Here is a 17,785-nt window from a genome sequence, read left to right on the forward strand (position 1 = left end):
TTATGCACTTTTCAGTCCAAAAATTAAGAGGTTATCTTTTTCTTATCAATAACTGCTTTCAAAATTCGTTCGAAAATTCCTGTAATCATAAATCCCGCTGCGATTGCTCCAGCAGTCATAATTACTTTTAATGCTTCTTGTGATCCAGCAACATAATCACCCAAAACTATATTTCTGACTGCCTGATAAGCGGCACCACCTGGAACCAGAGGAACTAAACTAGGAATATTGAATATTGTCATTGGCATTTTTCTTTTTCGTGAAAAATATATGCTTACTAAGCCAATCCCTACAGAACCTAAGAAATTAGCAAAAATCTCTCCTGTTGATAAATTTTTTGAAAACCAAAAAATCATCCAGCCAACAGCACCAGTAATTCCACAAGCATTTAGGACTCTTCTAGGAACATTCGTAACGATGCCAAAAGTAATGGTACTCAAATAACTGAAGAGAATATGAATAAAAACTTCCATAATTAAACTCCTTATAAAAATAATTTAAAGACGATTGCAATTCCGATACCGATTGAACCTGCCACAAAAATGGCTTCTGTTGCTCGAGCAGTTCCACTGAGTAAATGACCAGCTAGAATATCTCTAAAGGCATTTGTAATGGCTACACCTGGAACTAATGGCATCACAGCGCCAATAATAATATTATCAATAGTAGTTGCTAAGTGAAGTTCTACTGCAAAATAAGCACAAAGTCCAATCATAAAGGCAGCGATAAAATCATCGAGAAATTTAATTGCTAACCATTTTTTTGTGAAATAAGAAACTGAATAGCCAATCATACCAATTACAAAGGTCGCTAGAAAATCAGACCAAGTTCCACCAAAAATATACATCAATGTACAACTAATGATTCCTGCTGCGAATATTTGCAGTGATGGAGAAAAAATAGGTGCCTCATCATCAATATGCTGCAAACGATGGTTTAATTCTTCCAAAGTAATGTTCTTTTCTTGGAATTTTCTTGATAATTGATTGACGACAGCGACTTTTTCTAAATTAATATTTCGTTCAGTAACATTTTCTAACTGAGTATAATTACTTGATCGAATACTCATAAAAAGTCCTGTAGCAGTAACGTAACTCACGCTATTTTGTTCTCCAGCATTAGAAGCGATTCGATTCATTGTATCCTCTACACGATAAACTTCTGAACCACTCTCTGTCATAATTTTACCTGCTAGCAGACAAGTATCTACTATCAATTGCTGTTTTAATTTCTTTGGCATGCGAATAGTCCTCTCATAAAGTATAAAGATTTTATTTGAATCTAAAGTGAAAAAAACAAAGCAACGTTGGTTCAATTTCATAAGAAAAAGCAAATGTTCTTTTTACTTTTTAATCAAATAAAAAACGCTCTATCTGTGTCAATCACTTATATCTCAGTGTATCATTTTTATTCAATAATGAAAATATCCTGAATCCTGATTTACATAAATGCTTAGAGTTTTGTGAGAAAAATAAGAAATCACTCATAAATGTGTCTTTTTTCACAAATCCTTTGAATCCTCTTGATTTTTTTAGTTAAAAGTCCTATCCTATAAGTAACAAAACAAAGGGGTCTAATTGATATGGACAAACAGTGGTCACTCTATTCAGTAAGCAGTTTAGTTTTAGTTATTTTATTAAAGTTAACAATCGATCAAGGGCATGTAGCACTAAGCCTGCTTTTAGGTCTGATATTACTGATTCAAGTGACAGGAACAACCATTTGTGTGTATAGGAAAAAGCATCCAAAAAAAATCCCCACTTCTAAGTAAGAAGTGGGCTTTTTTTTAAATTAATTGATGATGTTTTAAGGCATGAACAATGCCGCCATCTGTATTTTTTTTAGTGATGAAAGTTGCTAGTTCTTTTAATTGATCACGAGCATTTTCCATAGCAATTTTGTGTTCGCAAGCTTCAAATAATGCGATATCATTCAGTCCATCGCCAAACGCAAAAGTCGGGACATCTGCAATGCCTAAAGAATCTAAAAGAATTTTGACTCCAGAACCCTTCGATACATTTTTTCGAACAACATCAATCGAGTAAGGTCCATTACGATAAAAAGTCAATTCAGGAAAATGTTCCAAATAATGTTCATCGCCTTCTTCAGATACGACCAATAACATATTTACTGGTTCTTTTCCTAGAAGACTCATATCAGTACTTGGCAAATCAGAGTGGATAAATCCATAACAATCAATAACCGTTTGATTAATGGCTGTACACCAGATTTTTTTCTCGTTGTAGAAGGATAGTTCATGACCATGAGATTTCGCAAAATCATGCATTTTTTTACATTCCTCATAAGAAAATTCATTAGAATATAATTTTTCACCATTCACTTGAATAAATTGGCCATTCATTACAATGGCTGAGTCGATACCACTTGCTTCCATAATTGCTTCAACTTCTATAAGTGTTCTTCCTGTAGCAATAACGGGTAAAATATTGTTTTCCTTTAGTGAATCAATCGCCTTTTTTACTTCAGGAGTAATCTGAGATTGATGGTCTAATAAAGTACCATCCAAGTCAAAAAAAGTTACAGCTTCAATTTTTTTCATATACATTCGACGTCCTTTCATCTCTCTATCTTATCAAATCTTAAAAAAAAGACAAAGCTTTTTTCAATGTAAGATAGAAGTTATTGGAGAGTAGAGCAATTTAGAGTATAATTAGACTATTAATGAAAGTAAACTAATAGTGGATAGTAAATAAAAAGAGTCAATCAACTATGAGAAAAATTCAAAGGAGCGAATAAAATGAAAGTTTTAATGATAGAAGATAATGAATCAGTTTCGGAAATGATGCAAATGTTTTTCTTGAACGAAGGATGGGAAGCAACCTTTAAATATGATGGAAAAGAAGGATTAGATGTTTTTTTAGAATATCCTGAAAGCTGGGATATGGTCACATTAGATTTAAATTTACCGACAATGGATGGAATGGCTGTTTGTCGAGAGATTCGTAAAGTTTCTAATAGTGTTCCGATTATCATGTTGACTGCTCGTGACTCAGAGAGTGATCAAGTAATTGGCTTAGAAATGGGGGCCGATGACTACGTTACTAAACCATTCAGTCCACTGACTTTGATTGCTAGAATGAAGGCTCTTCATCGTCGTTCTGAGATTGTAGATCATTCTGGTGAAGGAAATGAAGCAAACTCGCAACAATATGATGTACTGACAGATCATTTTAAAATGAATACCAAAACCAGAGAAGCTTATTTGGATGACAAGTTGATTAGTGGCTTAACCCCTAAAGAATTTGATTTACTTTATACTTTAGCTAAAAAACCACGTCAAGTTTTTTCACGTGAGCAGTTGTTACAAATGGTTTGGGATTATCAGTATTTTGGCGATGAACGAACAGTAGATGCTCATATTAAAAAACTGCGTCAAAAAATTGAAAAAGTGGGACCACAAGTGATTCAAACTGTTTGGGGCGTCGGGTATAAATTTGATGATTCCGGAGTGAACTAAATGAAATACTTATACCAACAGTTACTTGCCTTTTGGGGAGTAATCATCCTGATTATTTTGATTGTAGGCACGTCATTTACCCAGCTAACGAAAAAAAGTATGCAAGATTCAAACTATGATCAACTCTTAAGCTATTCAAAATCAGTACTACAAACTACAGAGTTTATAAATTCCAACGAATTATCTAGTTCTGAACGATTAAATGCTTCATTAGAATGGACAGAGATTCTGCTTAGTAAACAAGATGTAAAATTTGTTTTTATTAATTCAGATATGGTTCAACAATACCCCACTACTACAGAAAAAAAAATCGATTATTCGTTTATCCAGGATCAATGGGATAATTTGTTACAAGGTAGAAAAATTTATACAACAATCAATAAAAATATTTATGGGGAAAAACAAATGTCTTCATTTGTAATGTTACCAGTAACTGCAGCGAATAATCCCAAAGACTTTAAAGGAGTTCTAGTAGCCGTACAACCAGCTAAAAACGTTTCTGACAGTGTGAGTGCGGTTACTCAAAATTTGTTTAAAGGATTTATTATTTCAAGTGTTGTTGCTCTTGTTTTAAGTTACTTTTTTGCCAGTTTCCAAGTAAAAAGAATCAATCGGATGAGAAAAGCGACCAAAGAAATTACAAGTGGAAATTTTTCAGTAAAATTGGAAGTTCATGATAAAGATGAATTTGATGATTTAGCAGAAGATTTTAATAAAATGGCAGAGTCATTAGAGGAATCAAGACTAGAAATTGATCGTCAAGAAGACCGTCGCAGACAATTTATGGCTGATGCTTCACATGAAATGAGAACGCCGTTAACGACAATCAATGGTCTATTAGAAGGACTTCAATATGATGCGATACCAGAGGATCAAAAAGCCAATGCCATTCGCTTGATGCAAAATGAAACGTCTAGGCTGATTCGTTTGGTTAATGAAAATCTAGATTATGAAAAAATTCGGACAAATCAAATCAATATTGTGGTGAAAAAATTCAATGCAACTGAGGCATTACAAAATATTGTGACCCAATTAGCTTCAAAAGCAGAGATGGCAGGAGATCAATTGATTTTGGAAGCACAAGCTGAAATCGATGTTTATGCGGACTATGATCGTTTTGTTCAAATAGTTGTCAATATTATTCAAAACGCTATTCAATTTACAACAGATGGTAAAATAACTATCGCTATCGAAAAAGGCTATTTAGAAACAATTATTAAGATTTCTGATACAGGAATTGGGATGTCTGAAGAGCAAATTCAAAATATTTGGGATCGTTACTATAAAGTGGATCCATCACGAAAAAATACTAAATATGGTGAATCTGGCTTAGGGTTACCAATTGTTCAACAATTGGTCCGTCTGCATAAAGGAAAAATAACTGTTGACAGTGAATTAGGTCAAGGGACAACCTTTACAATTTCATTCCCTGATGTAGAAATCGAAGAATAGAAATAGTGTTTGTTTAAAAGTTTTAGTAAAAGCATAAGCTGAAAATTGTAAAAAATGACAAGAAACATGAAATCTTCAATTTTAGATATTGAACGATTCATAGAAAAGTTTCTGTGAATTTTGCGATTCTCAGCTTTTTTTTAATTTTGTAAAAAGGGAGTTAAGTGAGGGTGGGAGAATCATTTTTTGGTTGTTTATTTTTATAATATGTTTCTATTATATATCTCTACGAAAGGTTAATAAATAATAAAAACTATCAATCAAAGCAAGAAAGAATTACTAGTGAAGGCTACGGCAAAAAGCTTTTGGATCAACAAAATGCAGATGGTCAATGGGGAAAATATTATTATCAACCTAAATGGACGTCGACTCACTATACATTATTACAATTGAAAGATTTAGGTATTGAGTCAGTTAATTTGATTTGTCGGAATGTATTGTTAAAGATATTTGAGGATTGTCAATTAGAAGAGAGGGGCTTAAATTTAGCTAAATCAAATTTACCAAGTGATATTTGTGTAGATGGAATGATTTTAAATTACGCAAGCTATTTTAATTTTGATCAAATAAAAATAATTAATTTGGTACGCTCTATTTTAAAAAAGCAGAAAAAAGATGGCGGATTTACTTGGTTAATCGATGAAGAAGGTGATCCACATTCCACGATTTGTGTATTAGAAGGTCTTAATTCTTTTTTAAAAAATTTCCCTACTTCAAATTTACCAGCTGAAATAGAGGAAGCAATTCAAAATGGGCTGTGCTTTTTCTATAAACATCATCTGTTTCAAGATAATAAGACCTATCGAAAAAATACCTATCCATTTCGATACCATTATAGTCTAATTCGCTTTTTACTTTTAGCAAAAGAGTTAAAAGTAGAAAAAAATCAGTTAGTACAAGATTCTATTGATTGGTTAGTCCAAAAACAAGTAAACGGCTATTTCTTATTAGAAAATAATTATAAAGTCCAACAATTTTTTGAATTTTCTTCTATTGGAGCAGTGGATCCCTTTTTAACGATTTACGGAAGATATATCTTAAAATAAATTTTTAGTTGGTTTGATTCGATACTGAAAGCTAGACAAAGAAAAGAGGAGAGAAAATGAAAGTTATGAAAGGCACGGTTAACGCACTAGTTGAGGAAGTATATACAGTGATTCCTGATACACAAAGTAAATTGAATTCAAAATTCGCAATTGTCTCATTTGAACTTGATAATCAAAAATATCTTTCTAAAAATAGAATTCAAGTTCCACTCAATTGTCAAATAGGTGATACTATTAAAGTGAAGTATAATTTAGATGATCCAAGTGAAGTATTTACTAATCATTTATTTGTTATTTAAATGAAGAGATGAAAATTCCGTATTTTCGATTATAAAAAACCAATCCTAAATTATTGTCGTTCAATTTAGGGTTGGTTTTTTTCAATTCTTTTTTAACAATTAATAGATACGGGAGTAATGACTTTATCTATATAAGAGCTTTCTGCTATTTGCTGATCAGAGGTAAATAAAAGGATTGCTTTTTCTTTTTTATTTGAGATTTGTTTTAGTAAAGGAAGTAAATGCTGTCTTTGATAAATACTTAAATCTGAAAAAATATCTTCAATAATGATTTCATTTTTATTGGATAGAACAATTTGCATTAATTGTAGTTGGATTTGTTCATATTTTGTTAATTGTTCATAGGATTTGAATAAAGTATTTGGACTTATTTGGAATTGTAAAAGCAATTCATTTAATGCTGTTTTCCGATTTTTTTCCTTGATTTCACTTGTTATAAACAAATTGTCTTTTAATGAAAGATAAGGGAAAAATATATTCTCCTTAGAAATTAAGCCAACCGTAGATTTTCCATTTTTAGCAAGCAATTGTTCCATAATAAAGGTTAAATCACTTTCAATACTTGTTTGATTTTCTAAAATAACAGTAATTTTTTGCGGCTTGAATAAATTCAGATGTTCTTGTTCAGATAAGGTTTTGTTAGTAAAAAAACTCATTTGACTCACTTCCTAAGTTTATTTCTAGATTTTAGAATAAATAAGCTACTTCCTATAGTTGTTACAATTGATAAGAAAAACAGTAATAGAGCATAAGTTTTAAAAAATGCGGCTACAACGTATTGTGAAGGAAGACGAGTGACTCCTAAATCTAAAAAACGCACATGTTCGATTGAATTTGTTGCTAAAGGGGTCATTTCTTTTGTCACAGTCGTACCGCTACCATTAGTTGAATGAAGTGTTAATGTTTTTAGAAAGCCTAATGACTTAGAAATACCTTGATGACACTGTAGTAACATATAATCATAAGTATGTTGAAAAATTAGAACAAAAATAAGAACAAAAAATGAAACGAAAAAAGTAGGTATAAAAAGTTCTGCCAAGATTTGTTTAATAATATAACCTTTGGAGAAGCCCATTAATTTCCATTTGATGATATCATCTTGTTTTGATTTTAAAAAGAAGTAACTAAAAATACTGATAATCAGTAAATACAGAATTAGAATAGAGAAATAATAGATGAATAGATTCTTTTGAAAATGATCTGCTTGATTCGTATTCATCAAATCCGTATACTGTTTAAATAAAATTTTCTCTATATCAATTAAATTTAAGATACCAGTAAGCAGAGATAAAAATACAAAGAAAATAATACTAATTAAAATTGTTTTTTTTCGATGGTAAGTATTACTTGCGATCGCATAATGAATGGTTCTCAATTTCTTTCACCTCAATTATATATATAGTATAAAAGAAGAATATGAATAAATTATGAAAAAGATACAAAAAAGCTTGAGCAATTTTCGCTCAAGCTTTTATTATTCTATGATTTATTTTCCAGATTTAAGATAACCTTGGAAAGTATCTGTATGATACAAATCAGTTGTTGTTTTATCGTTGTTTTCGCTATAGATACTAGTTGAATCGGAACCTTTATCGGCTTCAATTTTTTCCATTTGCTCTAACTGATTTTTATAATTATATTTGTCAGGTTCGACTGGAGTCAAGCCACTGTTTGTGTAGTAACGCAACAAATCTCCAGTTGTAACACGGTCAGACATTTGTAATTGAAGATTTCCTTTTTGTTTTAAGTTATTGATTTCATTTTGAACTTCTTCAGTAGGTTCAGGAATCAATAGACCTGTTTGTGTATCATAAATTCGAGAACCTAAAATCGTATACTTAGGTGTCACAACACTACCATTTCTAAAAGTAACGATTTGTTCGTTTTCCTTAGAAAATAAGTCTTGACCCATTTGAATATTATTCTTTGTATCGATTCCCATTAAATGAAGCAGGGTAGGTAAAGCATCGATTTGTCCGCCATACGTATGATTGATTCCACCGTTCGTTTGACCAGGAATATGAATCATATATGGAACACGCTGCATTGTAGAATTGTCAAAGTCATTCCAACTAGATTTTGATTTTCCAACCAATTCAGCTAAGTTTTGGTTACGAGAGCTTGAAATTCCATAATGATCTCCATAAAGAACGATAACAGAATTTTCATACAAACCAGAAGCTTTTAAATAATTAAAGAATTCTTCCACAGATTTATCTAAGTAATTCGCAGTAGCAAAGTAACCATTAATTGTTTCATCAGAGGTTTGTGCAATCGGAAACCCAGCTTCATCATTTGTAAATTGTGAATAAGGGTAGTGATTTGATACAGCAATGAACTTAGAGTAGAACGGTTGTTGTAAGTGTTCTAGATATTCAACAGACTGTTTAAAGAATGGTTTATCATGTAAGCCATATTGGAATGAGTTATCTTCATTTACATCATAGTAACTAGCATCGAAGAAATAATCATAACCAAGATGTTTGTAAGTTTCGTTTCGATTCCAGAAGTTTCCAGCATTTCCGTGGAAAGCGGCTGTTGTATAACCTTCTTCTTGACTTAAAATAGCAGGTGCTGCTTCAAAAGTATTTTTTCCACCGAATTGAGTGAAAAGTGATCCTTGGTTTAATCCGAATAAAGAGTTTTCAAACATTGTTTCAGCATCACTTGTTTTTCCTTGACCTACTTGATGAAAAAAGTTATCAAAACTGTATGTGCTGTTGCTATGATAAATACTATTTAAGAAAGGAGTCACGGTATGTTCAACACCATTTTCATCTTTCAATTTATAATCGATTAAGAATTGTTGGAAACTTTCTAAGTGAATATAGATAACGTTTTTGCCTTTTGCAATTCCAAACATATCATCTGATGGCTGAGCATAATGACCTTTTACATAGTCTTCAACTTCCAACATATCATTTGGACTTGCCTCTGCACGGACTTGGTTCGTTTGGTACGTAGTGATTCCATCATAAACTGTAAAAGCATTTAAACCTAAAAATTTAACAATATAGTCACGTGAAAATTGACGTGTCAATAATGAGGGACGAACAGACTCAGCTAAAGTTAAATTACCTAGGAAAAATAAGGTTGATAATAAACTTACTGAAACCGCAACTCGAGCACGAATTGGGCGATCATCCATTTTGATTTTCTTTGTAAGTAGTAAAACTAAAATAGCAATATAATCTACCCAGTAAACTAAATCATAAGGTCTGAATAAACGTAGTGCGCTTTCTCCTAGTCCACTTGCGACTTTACCAGTTCCTAGCATTGTATTTACAGTAATAAAATCTGTAAATTCTCGGTAGTAAACCACATTAGAGAAAATCAATAATGTTAGTAAAAAGTAGACAATCATCATCGTGATGTATGCGCCCTTTGTTCTTCTAATGTAGAGGGCAATCGCTAATAGAAATACGGTAGTTGCGATTGGATTGATGATTAATATAAAATACTCAACTGGGTTTTCAATTCTTATATTGAAATCAATAGTGAAGGCTAAAATATTTTTTAACCAAATCAAGATTGCTACGAACCCAAATAACCCTAAACGCGTATTTAAAAAGTTCGGCGTGTGTAATTTTTTCAAAGTAAACGTGTCCTTTCTGAATAACAAATCTTAAATAAGCTGATGAAACAAGTCAAAAGCTTTAGATATACTCTTACAATTTTACTCTGTACTTGTTTCCATGTCAATTTAAATCAAAATGAAAGTCATCAAGGTTAATAAATTCTTATTTATTTATCTTCCAAAGACAGAAGTTTAGATTTTTGCTATACTAATGGCGTGTCTAAAATTTGCTTCCAGTATTAATTGCTTCTAATCTGGGAATTTTTTGAAAATAAATACTATAGCACTATTTTAAATGCTCATTTATGCTTATTTTAACGTAACAAATTTTTTACTGATAAAGGGCGCGCATGGATAATTGTTGATTATGCTAAAATTAAAAAGTAAGTAAAAAAGGTAGGTTTAATTGATTTGAAAATAAAAGTAAACAGAAAAGCCGAAAAAAAGTTTAAAAGTGGTTATCCGTTGATTCAAGCAGAAGATTTGGAAAATAAATTAACCGTTTTACCAAAAGAATGGCTACAATTTGTTGACAGTAAGAATAAAGAGATTGCTGTTGGTTATCTGGGTGAACAAAATAAAGGGCTCGGTTGGTTGGTTAACTGGAATGGTCCAGTAGATAGCAAATTTTTGCTAAGACTTTTCACGACAGCCAAAGAGGAACGATCAGCTTTTGAAAATGATGAATTGACAACTGCATATCGCTTATTTAATGGAGAAGGAGATGGGTTAGGCGGATTGATTATTGATCGTTATGCTGATTTTGCGGTTTTTTCTTGGTATAACGAGACACTATACCATCACAAAAAGGAAATTATTCAAGCATTCCAAGTTGTTTTTCCAGAAATTTGTGGCGCGTATGAAAAAATTCGTTTTTCTTCTGAAAAATTACCAGAAAGCCAATTTTTATTTGGTGCTAAAGCACCTGAACCATTGATTATAGCGGAAAATGGTGTTTCATTTGCTGTTTACTTAAATGAAGGATTAATGACGGGGATTTTCTTAGATCAAAAAGAGGTCAGAGGTCGATTGGTAGATGGGGAAGCAATTGGAAAATCAGTGCTAAACATGTTTAGTTACACAGGAGCTTTCTCTGTTGCAGCTGCAATGGGAGGGGCGTTTTCAACGACCAGTGTTGATTTGGCAAAACGTAGCTCTGCAAAAACCAAAGAACAATTTGAAGTCAATCAATTAACTTTAGAAAATCAACAAATTATTGTGATGGATGTTTTTGAGTACTTCAAATATGCAGCGCGCAAGCAACTAAATTATGAATTAATTATTTTGGATCCACCAAGTTTTGCAAGAAATAAGAAAAAAGTTTTTTCCGTTGCCAAAAATTATGGTGATTTGATTAAAGAATCAATCGATATTCTAGCAGATCAAGGGACAATCATTGCCTCCACAAATGCTGCAAATATTACAATGAAAAGATATAAAACAATGATTCAAGAAGCGTTAGAAGCCAAAGGGGTTCAATATCACATAAGAGAAGTCTATCAATTACCAGCAGATTTCCGAGTGAATCCAGATTTTCAAGAAGGCAATTATTTAAAAGTATTATTTATTGAGATAACAAAATAGTCATTTCATAGTGAGAAAAAATTAAACATAAAATCGACTAAGGCCGAGATAGAAAATGCTTGAGTAAAAGCAACTTTCTATTTCAGCCTACTTATATAGAAAATAAAATTTTAATCAAAATAAAGTGAATGAGCATAGCTCAAAATAAAGTCCTTAAAGCGGATAGCCGCAGGGGAAAGAAAATGATTTTTCTTTGTTGCCATGTAAATATAGCGTGGAAAGAAATTGTCTTGTAAGTGAATTTCCTTTACTTTATAAGCAGAAATAGACGGGATTTTTGGAATTAAAGCAATTCCAAAATCATGGGCTACAAAACCTAACATTGTATGATCTTCTTCAACTTCACAAATAATATCCGGATCAATAGAAGCAGTTGCTAGTATTTGATCAATATAAGGACGTAGTCCACTTCGTTTATTAAATGAAATAAATGGATAGGAACCAATCTCTTTTAAAGAAATGGAATCACATTCTGCTAATGGATGATTTTCTGGTACAATCATAACAATTTCTTGCTCAGTTAGTATTTCATAGCGTAATTGTTCGTCTTCCTTAAATTTTGAGGTGATTGCAATATCAATATCTTCATTCACTAATAATTCTCTCATATCAGATGAATTTCCTTGAAATAAGTCAAAACGAATTTCTTTATTCTCAGGTATTGCAGAAAATTCTTTCATTAATAACGGAACTAAATAAGAACCAGCAGTATAAATAAAACCAAAATCAATCAATCCTTTTTCTGGACTGACTAACTCTTTTAACGCACGTTCTCCTTTATTCAATTCCTCTAACGCAGTTGCTACATATGTATAAAAAAACTTGCCATACTTTGTAAGTTGAATATTTCTTCCTTTCTTCTCAAATAATTGTGCTTCTAATTCTTTTTCTAATTCTGACATTGAATGACTTAAGTTAGGTTGTGTTGTATTAAGTAGTTGTGCAGCTTGTGTCATATGCTGTGTATCAGCTAATAATTTAAAAAACTCTAATTGTCTTAAATTCATGTTTTTGCTCCTTCATCTAATTCTCATATGATGAGTGTATCAATAAACTAACAAAGTTTCACTAAAAAAATAAATAGTAGAGCTTATACAAATAAAAATCTTTTAATAATTATTTCACATGATGAAAAATCGATTAGATTATTTTTTTTTATCAGTTTCGGAGTAAAGTTAGCGAGTTCAAAGTTGATTTCCAGCTTATGCATAAATTATATTTATCGAAATTATAAAAAACATTCATTTGAATTTATAGATATTATATAATAAAATTCAACTATAGAGATTGTGAATAAAGTAACAACCTAAAAATCAGGAGGCCATTATGAATAAGTATCAAGCAATTTTTGAACCTTTAACTATTAAACGAATGACACTTAAAAACCGAATCGTCATGCCACCGATGGGAACAAACTTCGCAAATATGGACGGAACATTCAGTGTGCAACACTATTCTTATTATGAACAACGTGCCAAAGGTGGAACTGGCTTGATTACATTGGAAAATGTTTGTATTGATTATCCAATGGGAACAAATGGTGCCCGCCAGTTAAGAATGGATAATGATCAGTATATTTCAGGTTTATGGTATTTTAACGAAAAAATGCATGCCTATGGTGCCTGTACTTCTGTTCAAATTAACCATGCTGGGGCTTCAGCTTACGGGTTAAGATTAGAAGGGAATCAACCAGTTTCAGCATCCGATATTCCTTCAAAAAAAGGCAATCCAATTCCTCGACCTTTAACTGAAGCAGAAATTTATCAAATTGTAGATAAATATGCAGAAGCAGCGCAAAGAGCGCAAAGAGCCGGCTTTGATTGTATCGAGATTCATGCGGGACATTCATATTTACTGAGCCAATTTTTATCACCAGTTTACAATAAACGAACAGATAAATTTGGTGGAAGTGCTGAAAATCGGGCACGCTTTACCAAATTGGTTGTTGAAGCGGTGCGCAAAGCTGTCGGACCATTTTTCCCGATTTCTTTACGCTTTAGTGCAGATGAATTGATGGAAGGCGGAAACACATTAGAAGAAACCATTGAAATTCTGAGTTATTTTGCAGATGAAGTTGATATTTTGAATGTTTCAGCTGCATTAAATGATAGTTTGCAATATCAAATTGACAAGATGAATTTAGAAGATGGTTGGCGTGCTTATATGGCAAAAGCGGTTAAGGAACGCTTCCCAGAAAAAGTCGTAGTAACTGCGGGGAATATTCGTAGCCCAAGACGTGCAACCGAAATTTTAGAAAATGGCGATGCCGATTTATTAGCAATGGGCCGTGGTTTGATTGCCGAACCTAATTGGGTTAATAAAGTAGCTAGTGGGCAAGAAAACTTATTAAGAAAATGTATATCTTGTAATATTGGATGTGCAGATCATCGGATTTCAAAATCTCGTCCAATTCGCTGTACGGTTAATCCTGACTTACATTACGAAGATAGCTATAAAATGAAACCAGTTCTTCATCCGACTAAAATGGTTGTCATTGGTGGTGGAACTGCTGGGTTAGAAACAGCTGCCACCGCTGCAGAAGTGGGCGTAAATGTGGAACTATTTGAACAAAAAGATTATTTGGGCGGCTTAGGACATGAAATTGCTCGTTTCCCAGATAAAAAAAGAATTGATGATTTTATTACTTATGAAATCAATCGCTGTAAAGAATTGGATAATTTATCTATTCATTTAAATAAAGCCGCAACGTTAGCTGATGTTGAAGCAATTGGTCCTGACATTATTGTTAATGCTACGGGGGCAAAACCATTATTGCCACCAATCAATGGATTGAAGGAACAATTAGCGAATGAAAATCGAAAGGTCTTTTCTATTTTTGATATTCTTGGTGATATGTCGAAATTTCAAGAGTTTGAAGGTAAAGAAATTGTTGTAATTGGTGGCGGAGCTGTTGGTTTGGATGTAGTAGAATATTATGCTGAACGCGGTGCTAAAAAAGTAACGATTGTTGAAATGCAATCTGAACTAGGAAAAGATTTAGATTTGATTACGAAACTTGCGATGATGGAAATCGTCAAAGAGTATGATGTAGAAGTGTTGGTTGAAACGAAATTGATGCAAGTTAATGAAAATAGTTTTTTTGTTGAAAAAGACGGAGAAATGATTGAGCTACTATTTGATTTAGGGTTTGTCTGCTTAGGCATGCGTGCTGAGGCATTATTAGTTCGTGAGTTAGATATTTATGCTCGTGCGAATAACGCTGTTTTATTAAACATTGGTGATAGTAAAGTTGCTCGTAGAATCATGGAAGGAACTAGGGAAGCAAGAGATATTTTAAAAACTATTGAAGTATTAGAAAATAATCGTACGCAAAAACAATTATTTGAACAAACGAAAAGTTTACAACAAGCAACTAGACAATAAAAAAATGAAATGAGGAATCAACATGTCAGAACGTTTGAATGGTCACACTTTACTTATCAGTTTGATTGCTACACCGATTCGCCACAGTCTATCACCAACCATGCACAATGAAGCATTTGCTAAACTTGGTTTAGATTATGCCTATCTAGCATTTGAAGTTGGCAACGAGGAACTAAAAGATGCTGTTTCTGGCATTCGCGCTTTAGGAATTAGAGGCTCTAATGTTTCTATGCCTAATAAACAAGCGATTATTCCATATTTAGATGAATTATCACCAGCAGCAAAATTAGTTGGTGCAGTCAATACTGTGACTAATAAGGATGGAAAAGGGCATCTGGTTGGTCATATCACTGATGGGACTGGCGCGATGCGTGCTTTAAGAGAAGAAGGCGTTGATGTTAAAGATCAAATTGTTACGATGACTGGAGCTGGAGGTGCTGGAACGGCAATCGCAATCCAAGCAGCGTTAGATGGTGCAAAAGAGTTACGCATTTTTAATATCAATGATCAACATTTTGCAACTGCACAAGAAACAGTAAAGAAAATTAACGAAAATACAGAATGTAAAGCAATAGTTACTGATTTAGTTGATCAAGCAGGTTTTAAAAAGTCACTGGCTGAAAGTAGTATTTACATTGATGCTACTGGTGTTGGAATGAAGCCTTTGGCAGATGAAAGTTTGATTAATGATCCAGAAGTTATTCGTCCTGATTTAGTTATTTTTGATGTTGTTTACATTCCAAAAGAAACAAAATTATTAAAATTTGCTCGTGAAAATGGCGCAAAAAAAACAATTAACGGATTAGGCATGATGCTTTATCAAGGAGCGGAAGCGTTTAAACATTTTACTGGGGAAGAAATGCCTGTTGACTATATTCGTGAATTATTATTTAAAGACTAAAATACTTAGAGAAAGTTAGGAAAAAAAATGAAAAACAAGTATGTACCTACAGCGTTAAGCTTATATTTAAATTATGTCGTTCATGGAATCGGCGTTTTGATCATCATGCAAAATAGTGGTTCGTTGGAACAACAATGGAATACAAATATAGCGGGTGTTTCTCAAGTAGTTGCTATGTTAGGGATTGGTCGATTAATTGCTATTTTTATTTCTGGACGTCTATCAGATAAATTCGGGCGGAAACCTTTCGTTTATTTAGGAATGCTTTTTTACGCATTATTCTTTATTGGCATTCTTTTAAGTCCAAGTGTGGCAGTAGCTATGATTTTTGGGGTACTAGCGGGTATTGCCAACTCATGTCTTGACTCAGGAACGTATCCAGCATTGATGGAATCTTTTCCAAAAACAGCTGGAACAGCAACTGTTTTACTAAAAGCCGCAATCCAAATTGGTCAATTTATTTTTCCGTTTATCATTGCATTTATCGTTAGTAATCAATTATGGTACGGTTGGTCGTTTGTGTTTTGTATTGCATTATTAGTTTTAAATGCATTTATCTTATTTAAAATGCCGTTTCCTGATGAAGATGAGAAAAAAGAACATGCAGATGAAACGGAAACCGAAGCACAAGTTGATGCGACAGACACTGTTTTCAAAAGTAAACCTAAAATGTATATTGAAGGAATCGCCTTTGTTTTATATGGGTTTGTATCTCAAGCTACTTTTTATATTATCACGCAGTATGTTGCAACCTATGGAGAAAAAGTTGCAGATATGTCAGAATCAGCTAGTAAATTGTTGATTTCGTATTATTCTACAGGATCATTAATCTGTGTCGCTGTGACTGCGATCTTAGCAACAAAAGTTCGTCCAGTTAATTTAGTTTTACCCTATACATTGGCTTCGTTCCTTGCGATTACGGCTATGTACATGTTCCCTTCACCAGGAGTATTGAAAATTGGTGCGGTCCTTGTGGGCTTTTTCGCTGCTGGTGGTGTTATGCAATTAGGTTTAACTGTCATGGGCGAAATGTTCCCAGCTGGAAAAGGAACAATTACAGGAATTTTCTATACATTTGGTAGTATTGCTTCTTATGTTGTTCCAGCAGTCGGCGGAGTAGTCGTTAATAATAGTCCTCGTAATATCATGTTATTAGATTCAATTATTGCTGGAATCGGATTTGTACTTGCAATTGTGATCTTTATTCGTTATCGTCAAACTGTGGACACATCAAAATAATTAGTTTAATTCAGATAAGGGAGCTATCAAGATGAAAACAGTTACTGTAAAAAATATTACTTTAGGCACTGGGGATCCTAAAATTATTGTTCCTATTGTTGGAAAAATAGAAACAGAATTAATAGAAGAAGCAAAAAATGTGGCAGAAATTGATTGTGATTTAGTTGAATGGCGAATTGACTTTTATGAAAACGTCACTGATTTTTATGCAGTTGCTAAATTATCAACCAAAATTGCTACAATTTTAGCAGAAAAACCGTTACTTGTTACATTTAGAACCAAACAAGAAGGTGGAGAACGAGCGTTTACAGATGATCAATATTTTGAAGTGTATCAAACAATCTTAAACAAAGGAACGCTTGATTTATTGGATGTTGAATTATTTATGGACGCGAATCGAGTAGCAGAAGTTATCCAATTAGCACATGATAAACAAGTAAAAATTGTAATGTGCAATCATGATTTTGATAAAACACCTGCGAAAGAAGAAATTATCGCTCGCTTAAGAAAAATGCAAGAAAAAAACGCAGATATTTGTAAAATTGCTGTAATGCCTAAATCCTCTGAAGATGTTTTAGCATTATTAGCTGCTACAAATGAAATGAAAGAAAACTATGCTGATCGCCCAATTGTTACAATGTCTATGGGACAATTGGGAATGGTGAGCCGAGTAAGTGGTGCAGTTTTTGGATCAGCTATGACTTTCGGTGCTGCTAAAAAAGCTTCAGCACCTGGACAAGTTCCTGTATCAAAATTACGTGAAATGCTTAAAACGCTATCTTTATAATTAATAAATCGCAGTTTTCTTGTGTTCTTAAGATGCAA

The 17,785-nt window shown here is 32.8% G+C and carries 17 protein-coding genes; 10 read left to right on the plus strand and 7 right to left on the minus strand.

Annotation, left to right across the window (positions count from 1 at the left end; all coding sequences use genetic code 11):
- Positions 1–23: 23 nt before the first annotated feature.
- Positions 24–473, minus strand: coding sequence for a threonine/serine exporter family protein (locus ACYSNW_RS12845; RefSeq protein ID WP_461745090.1), 450 nt, complete (start codon positions 471–473; stop codon positions 24–26).
- A gap of 11 nt (positions 474–484) precedes the next feature.
- Complete coding sequence (locus ACYSNW_RS12850) at positions 485–1,240, minus strand: threonine/serine exporter family protein (protein ID WP_461745092.1); 756 nt, start codon at positions 1,238–1,240, stop codon at positions 485–487.
- Positions 1,241–1,582: 342 nt separating this feature from the next.
- On the opposite strand from ACYSNW_RS12850, the gene ACYSNW_RS12855 reads away from it, so the two are divergent.
- Positions 1,583–1,771 carry a hypothetical protein gene (locus tag ACYSNW_RS12855; protein WP_461745094.1) on the plus strand — a complete coding sequence of 63 codons (189 nt, stop codon included), beginning with the start codon at positions 1,583–1,585 and terminating at the stop codon, positions 1,769–1,771.
- 15 nt (positions 1,772–1,786) lie between these two features.
- Here the strand turns inward: ACYSNW_RS12855 and ACYSNW_RS12860 are convergent, their stop codons facing one another.
- A complete protein-coding gene (locus ACYSNW_RS12860) occupies positions 1,787–2,560 on the minus strand; it encodes a Cof-type HAD-IIB family hydrolase (protein ID WP_461745096.1) in 774 nt (257 codons plus the stop codon).
- 198 nt (positions 2,561–2,758) lie between these two features.
- On the opposite strand from ACYSNW_RS12860, the gene ACYSNW_RS12865 reads away from it, so the two are divergent.
- The 4 genes from ACYSNW_RS12865 to ACYSNW_RS12880 all read left to right on the plus strand — a co-directional run bounded on the left by ACYSNW_RS12865 (position 2,759) and on the right by ACYSNW_RS12880 (position 6,275).
- Positions 2,759–3,478, plus strand: a complete 720-nt coding sequence (locus ACYSNW_RS12865) for a winged helix-turn-helix domain-containing protein (protein ID WP_461745098.1) — start codon at positions 2,759–2,761, stop codon at positions 3,476–3,478.
- Positions 3,479–4,930: an ATP-binding protein gene (locus tag ACYSNW_RS12870; protein ID WP_461745100.1), complete on the plus strand. Its 1,452-nt coding sequence runs from the start codon at positions 3,479–3,481 to the stop codon at positions 4,928–4,930.
- Between the two features lie 275 nt (positions 4,931–5,205).
- Positions 5,206–5,976 (plus strand): prenyltransferase/squalene oxidase repeat-containing protein, encoded by a 771-nt coding sequence (locus tag ACYSNW_RS12875; protein WP_461745178.1) that lies wholly within the window; start codon positions 5,206–5,208, stop codon positions 5,974–5,976.
- Between the two features lie 56 nt (positions 5,977–6,032).
- Positions 6,033–6,275 carry a hypothetical protein gene (locus ACYSNW_RS12880; protein WP_461745102.1) on the plus strand — a complete coding sequence of 81 codons (243 nt, stop codon included), beginning with the start codon at positions 6,033–6,035 and terminating at the stop codon, positions 6,273–6,275.
- A gap of 92 nt (positions 6,276–6,367) precedes the next feature.
- Here ACYSNW_RS12880 and ACYSNW_RS12885 read toward each other — a convergent pair whose 3' ends face one another.
- The 3 genes from ACYSNW_RS12885 to ACYSNW_RS12895 all read right to left on the minus strand — a co-directional run bounded on the left by ACYSNW_RS12885 (position 6,368) and on the right by ACYSNW_RS12895 (position 9,870).
- On the minus strand, positions 6,368–6,931 hold the full coding sequence (locus tag ACYSNW_RS12885) for a hypothetical protein (protein WP_461745104.1): 564 nt from the start codon (positions 6,929–6,931) through the stop codon (positions 6,368–6,370).
- A gap of 5 nt (positions 6,932–6,936) precedes the next feature.
- The gene (locus ACYSNW_RS12890) at positions 6,937–7,650 is read right to left on the minus strand and encodes a hypothetical protein (RefSeq protein WP_461745106.1); all 714 of its coding nucleotides are present in this window, start codon (positions 7,648–7,650) and stop codon (positions 6,937–6,939) included.
- A gap of 111 nt (positions 7,651–7,761) precedes the next feature.
- A complete protein-coding gene (locus tag ACYSNW_RS12895; RefSeq protein ID WP_461745107.1) occupies positions 7,762–9,870 on the minus strand; it encodes an LTA synthase family protein in 2,109 nt (702 codons plus the stop codon).
- Positions 9,871–10,263: 393 nt separating this feature from the next.
- On the opposite strand from ACYSNW_RS12895, the gene ACYSNW_RS12900 reads away from it, so the two are divergent.
- A complete protein-coding gene (locus ACYSNW_RS12900; RefSeq protein WP_461745109.1) occupies positions 10,264–11,436 on the plus strand; it encodes a class I SAM-dependent rRNA methyltransferase in 1,173 nt (390 codons plus the stop codon).
- A 110-nt stretch (positions 11,437–11,546) separates the two neighbouring features.
- Here ACYSNW_RS12900 and ACYSNW_RS12905 read toward each other — a convergent pair whose 3' ends face one another.
- A complete protein-coding gene (locus ACYSNW_RS12905) occupies positions 11,547–12,443 on the minus strand; it encodes a LysR family transcriptional regulator (protein WP_461745111.1) in 897 nt (298 codons plus the stop codon).
- Between the two features lie 319 nt (positions 12,444–12,762).
- Here ACYSNW_RS12905 and ACYSNW_RS12910 point away from each other — a divergent pair, with 319 nt between their 5' ends.
- From ACYSNW_RS12910 to aroD, 4 genes are read left to right on the plus strand one after another with little or no spacing between them, the layout of a single operon-like run.
- Positions 12,763–14,820 carry an oxidoreductase gene (locus ACYSNW_RS12910; RefSeq protein WP_461745113.1) on the plus strand — a complete coding sequence of 686 codons (2,058 nt, stop codon included), beginning with the start codon at positions 12,763–12,765 and terminating at the stop codon, positions 14,818–14,820.
- Positions 14,821–14,842: 22 nt separating this feature from the next.
- The gene (locus tag ACYSNW_RS12915; RefSeq protein ID WP_461745115.1) at positions 14,843–15,721 is read left to right on the plus strand and encodes a shikimate dehydrogenase; all 879 of its coding nucleotides are present in this window, start codon (positions 14,843–14,845) and stop codon (positions 15,719–15,721) included.
- 27 nt (positions 15,722–15,748) lie between these two features.
- Complete coding sequence (locus ACYSNW_RS12920) at positions 15,749–16,960, plus strand: MFS transporter (RefSeq protein WP_461745117.1); 1,212 nt, start codon at positions 15,749–15,751, stop codon at positions 16,958–16,960.
- 31 nt (positions 16,961–16,991) lie between these two features.
- Positions 16,992–17,747, plus strand: a complete 756-nt coding sequence (gene aroD / locus ACYSNW_RS12925) for a type I 3-dehydroquinate dehydratase (protein WP_461745118.1) — start codon at positions 16,992–16,994, stop codon at positions 17,745–17,747.
- Positions 17,748–17,785: the final 38 nt, after the last annotated feature.

Source organism: Enterococcus sp. LJL99, assembly GCF_054871725.1.

What these genes read in the sequence shown, in the direction of transcription:
- ACYSNW_RS12845 (WP_461745090.1), bottom strand. Translation starts at nt 473, where the DNA reads ATGGAAGTTTTTATTCATATTCTCTTCAGTTATTTGAGTACCATTACT.
- ACYSNW_RS12850 (WP_461745092.1), bottom strand. Translation starts at nt 1,240, where the DNA reads ATGCCAAAGAAATTAAAACAGCAATTGATAGTAGATACTTGTCTGCTA.
- ACYSNW_RS12855 (WP_461745094.1), top strand. Translation starts at nt 1,583, where the DNA reads ATGGACAAACAGTGGTCACTCTATTCAGTAAGCAGTTTAGTTTTAGTT.
- ACYSNW_RS12860 (WP_461745096.1), bottom strand. Translation starts at nt 2,560, where the DNA reads ATGAAAAAAATTGAAGCTGTAACTTTTTTTGACTTGGATGGTACTTTA.
- ACYSNW_RS12865 (WP_461745098.1), top strand. Translation starts at nt 2,759, where the DNA reads ATGAAAGTTTTAATGATAGAAGATAATGAATCAGTTTCGGAAATGATG.
- ACYSNW_RS12870 (WP_461745100.1), top strand. Translation starts at nt 3,479, where the DNA reads ATGAAATACTTATACCAACAGTTACTTGCCTTTTGGGGAGTAATCATC.
- ACYSNW_RS12880 (WP_461745102.1), top strand. Translation starts at nt 6,033, where the DNA reads ATGAAAGTTATGAAAGGCACGGTTAACGCACTAGTTGAGGAAGTATAT.
- ACYSNW_RS12885 (WP_461745104.1), bottom strand. Translation starts at nt 6,931, where the DNA reads ATGAGTTTTTTTACTAACAAAACCTTATCTGAACAAGAACATCTGAAT.
- ACYSNW_RS12905 (WP_461745111.1), bottom strand. Translation starts at nt 12,443, where the DNA reads ATGAATTTAAGACAATTAGAGTTTTTTAAATTATTAGCTGATACACAG.
- ACYSNW_RS12910 (WP_461745113.1), top strand. Translation starts at nt 12,763, where the DNA reads ATGAATAAGTATCAAGCAATTTTTGAACCTTTAACTATTAAACGAATG.
- ACYSNW_RS12915 (WP_461745115.1), top strand. Translation starts at nt 14,843, where the DNA reads ATGTCAGAACGTTTGAATGGTCACACTTTACTTATCAGTTTGATTGCT.
- ACYSNW_RS12920 (WP_461745117.1), top strand. Translation starts at nt 15,749, where the DNA reads ATGAAAAACAAGTATGTACCTACAGCGTTAAGCTTATATTTAAATTAT.
- aroD (WP_461745118.1), top strand. Translation starts at nt 16,992, where the DNA reads ATGAAAACAGTTACTGTAAAAAATATTACTTTAGGCACTGGGGATCCT.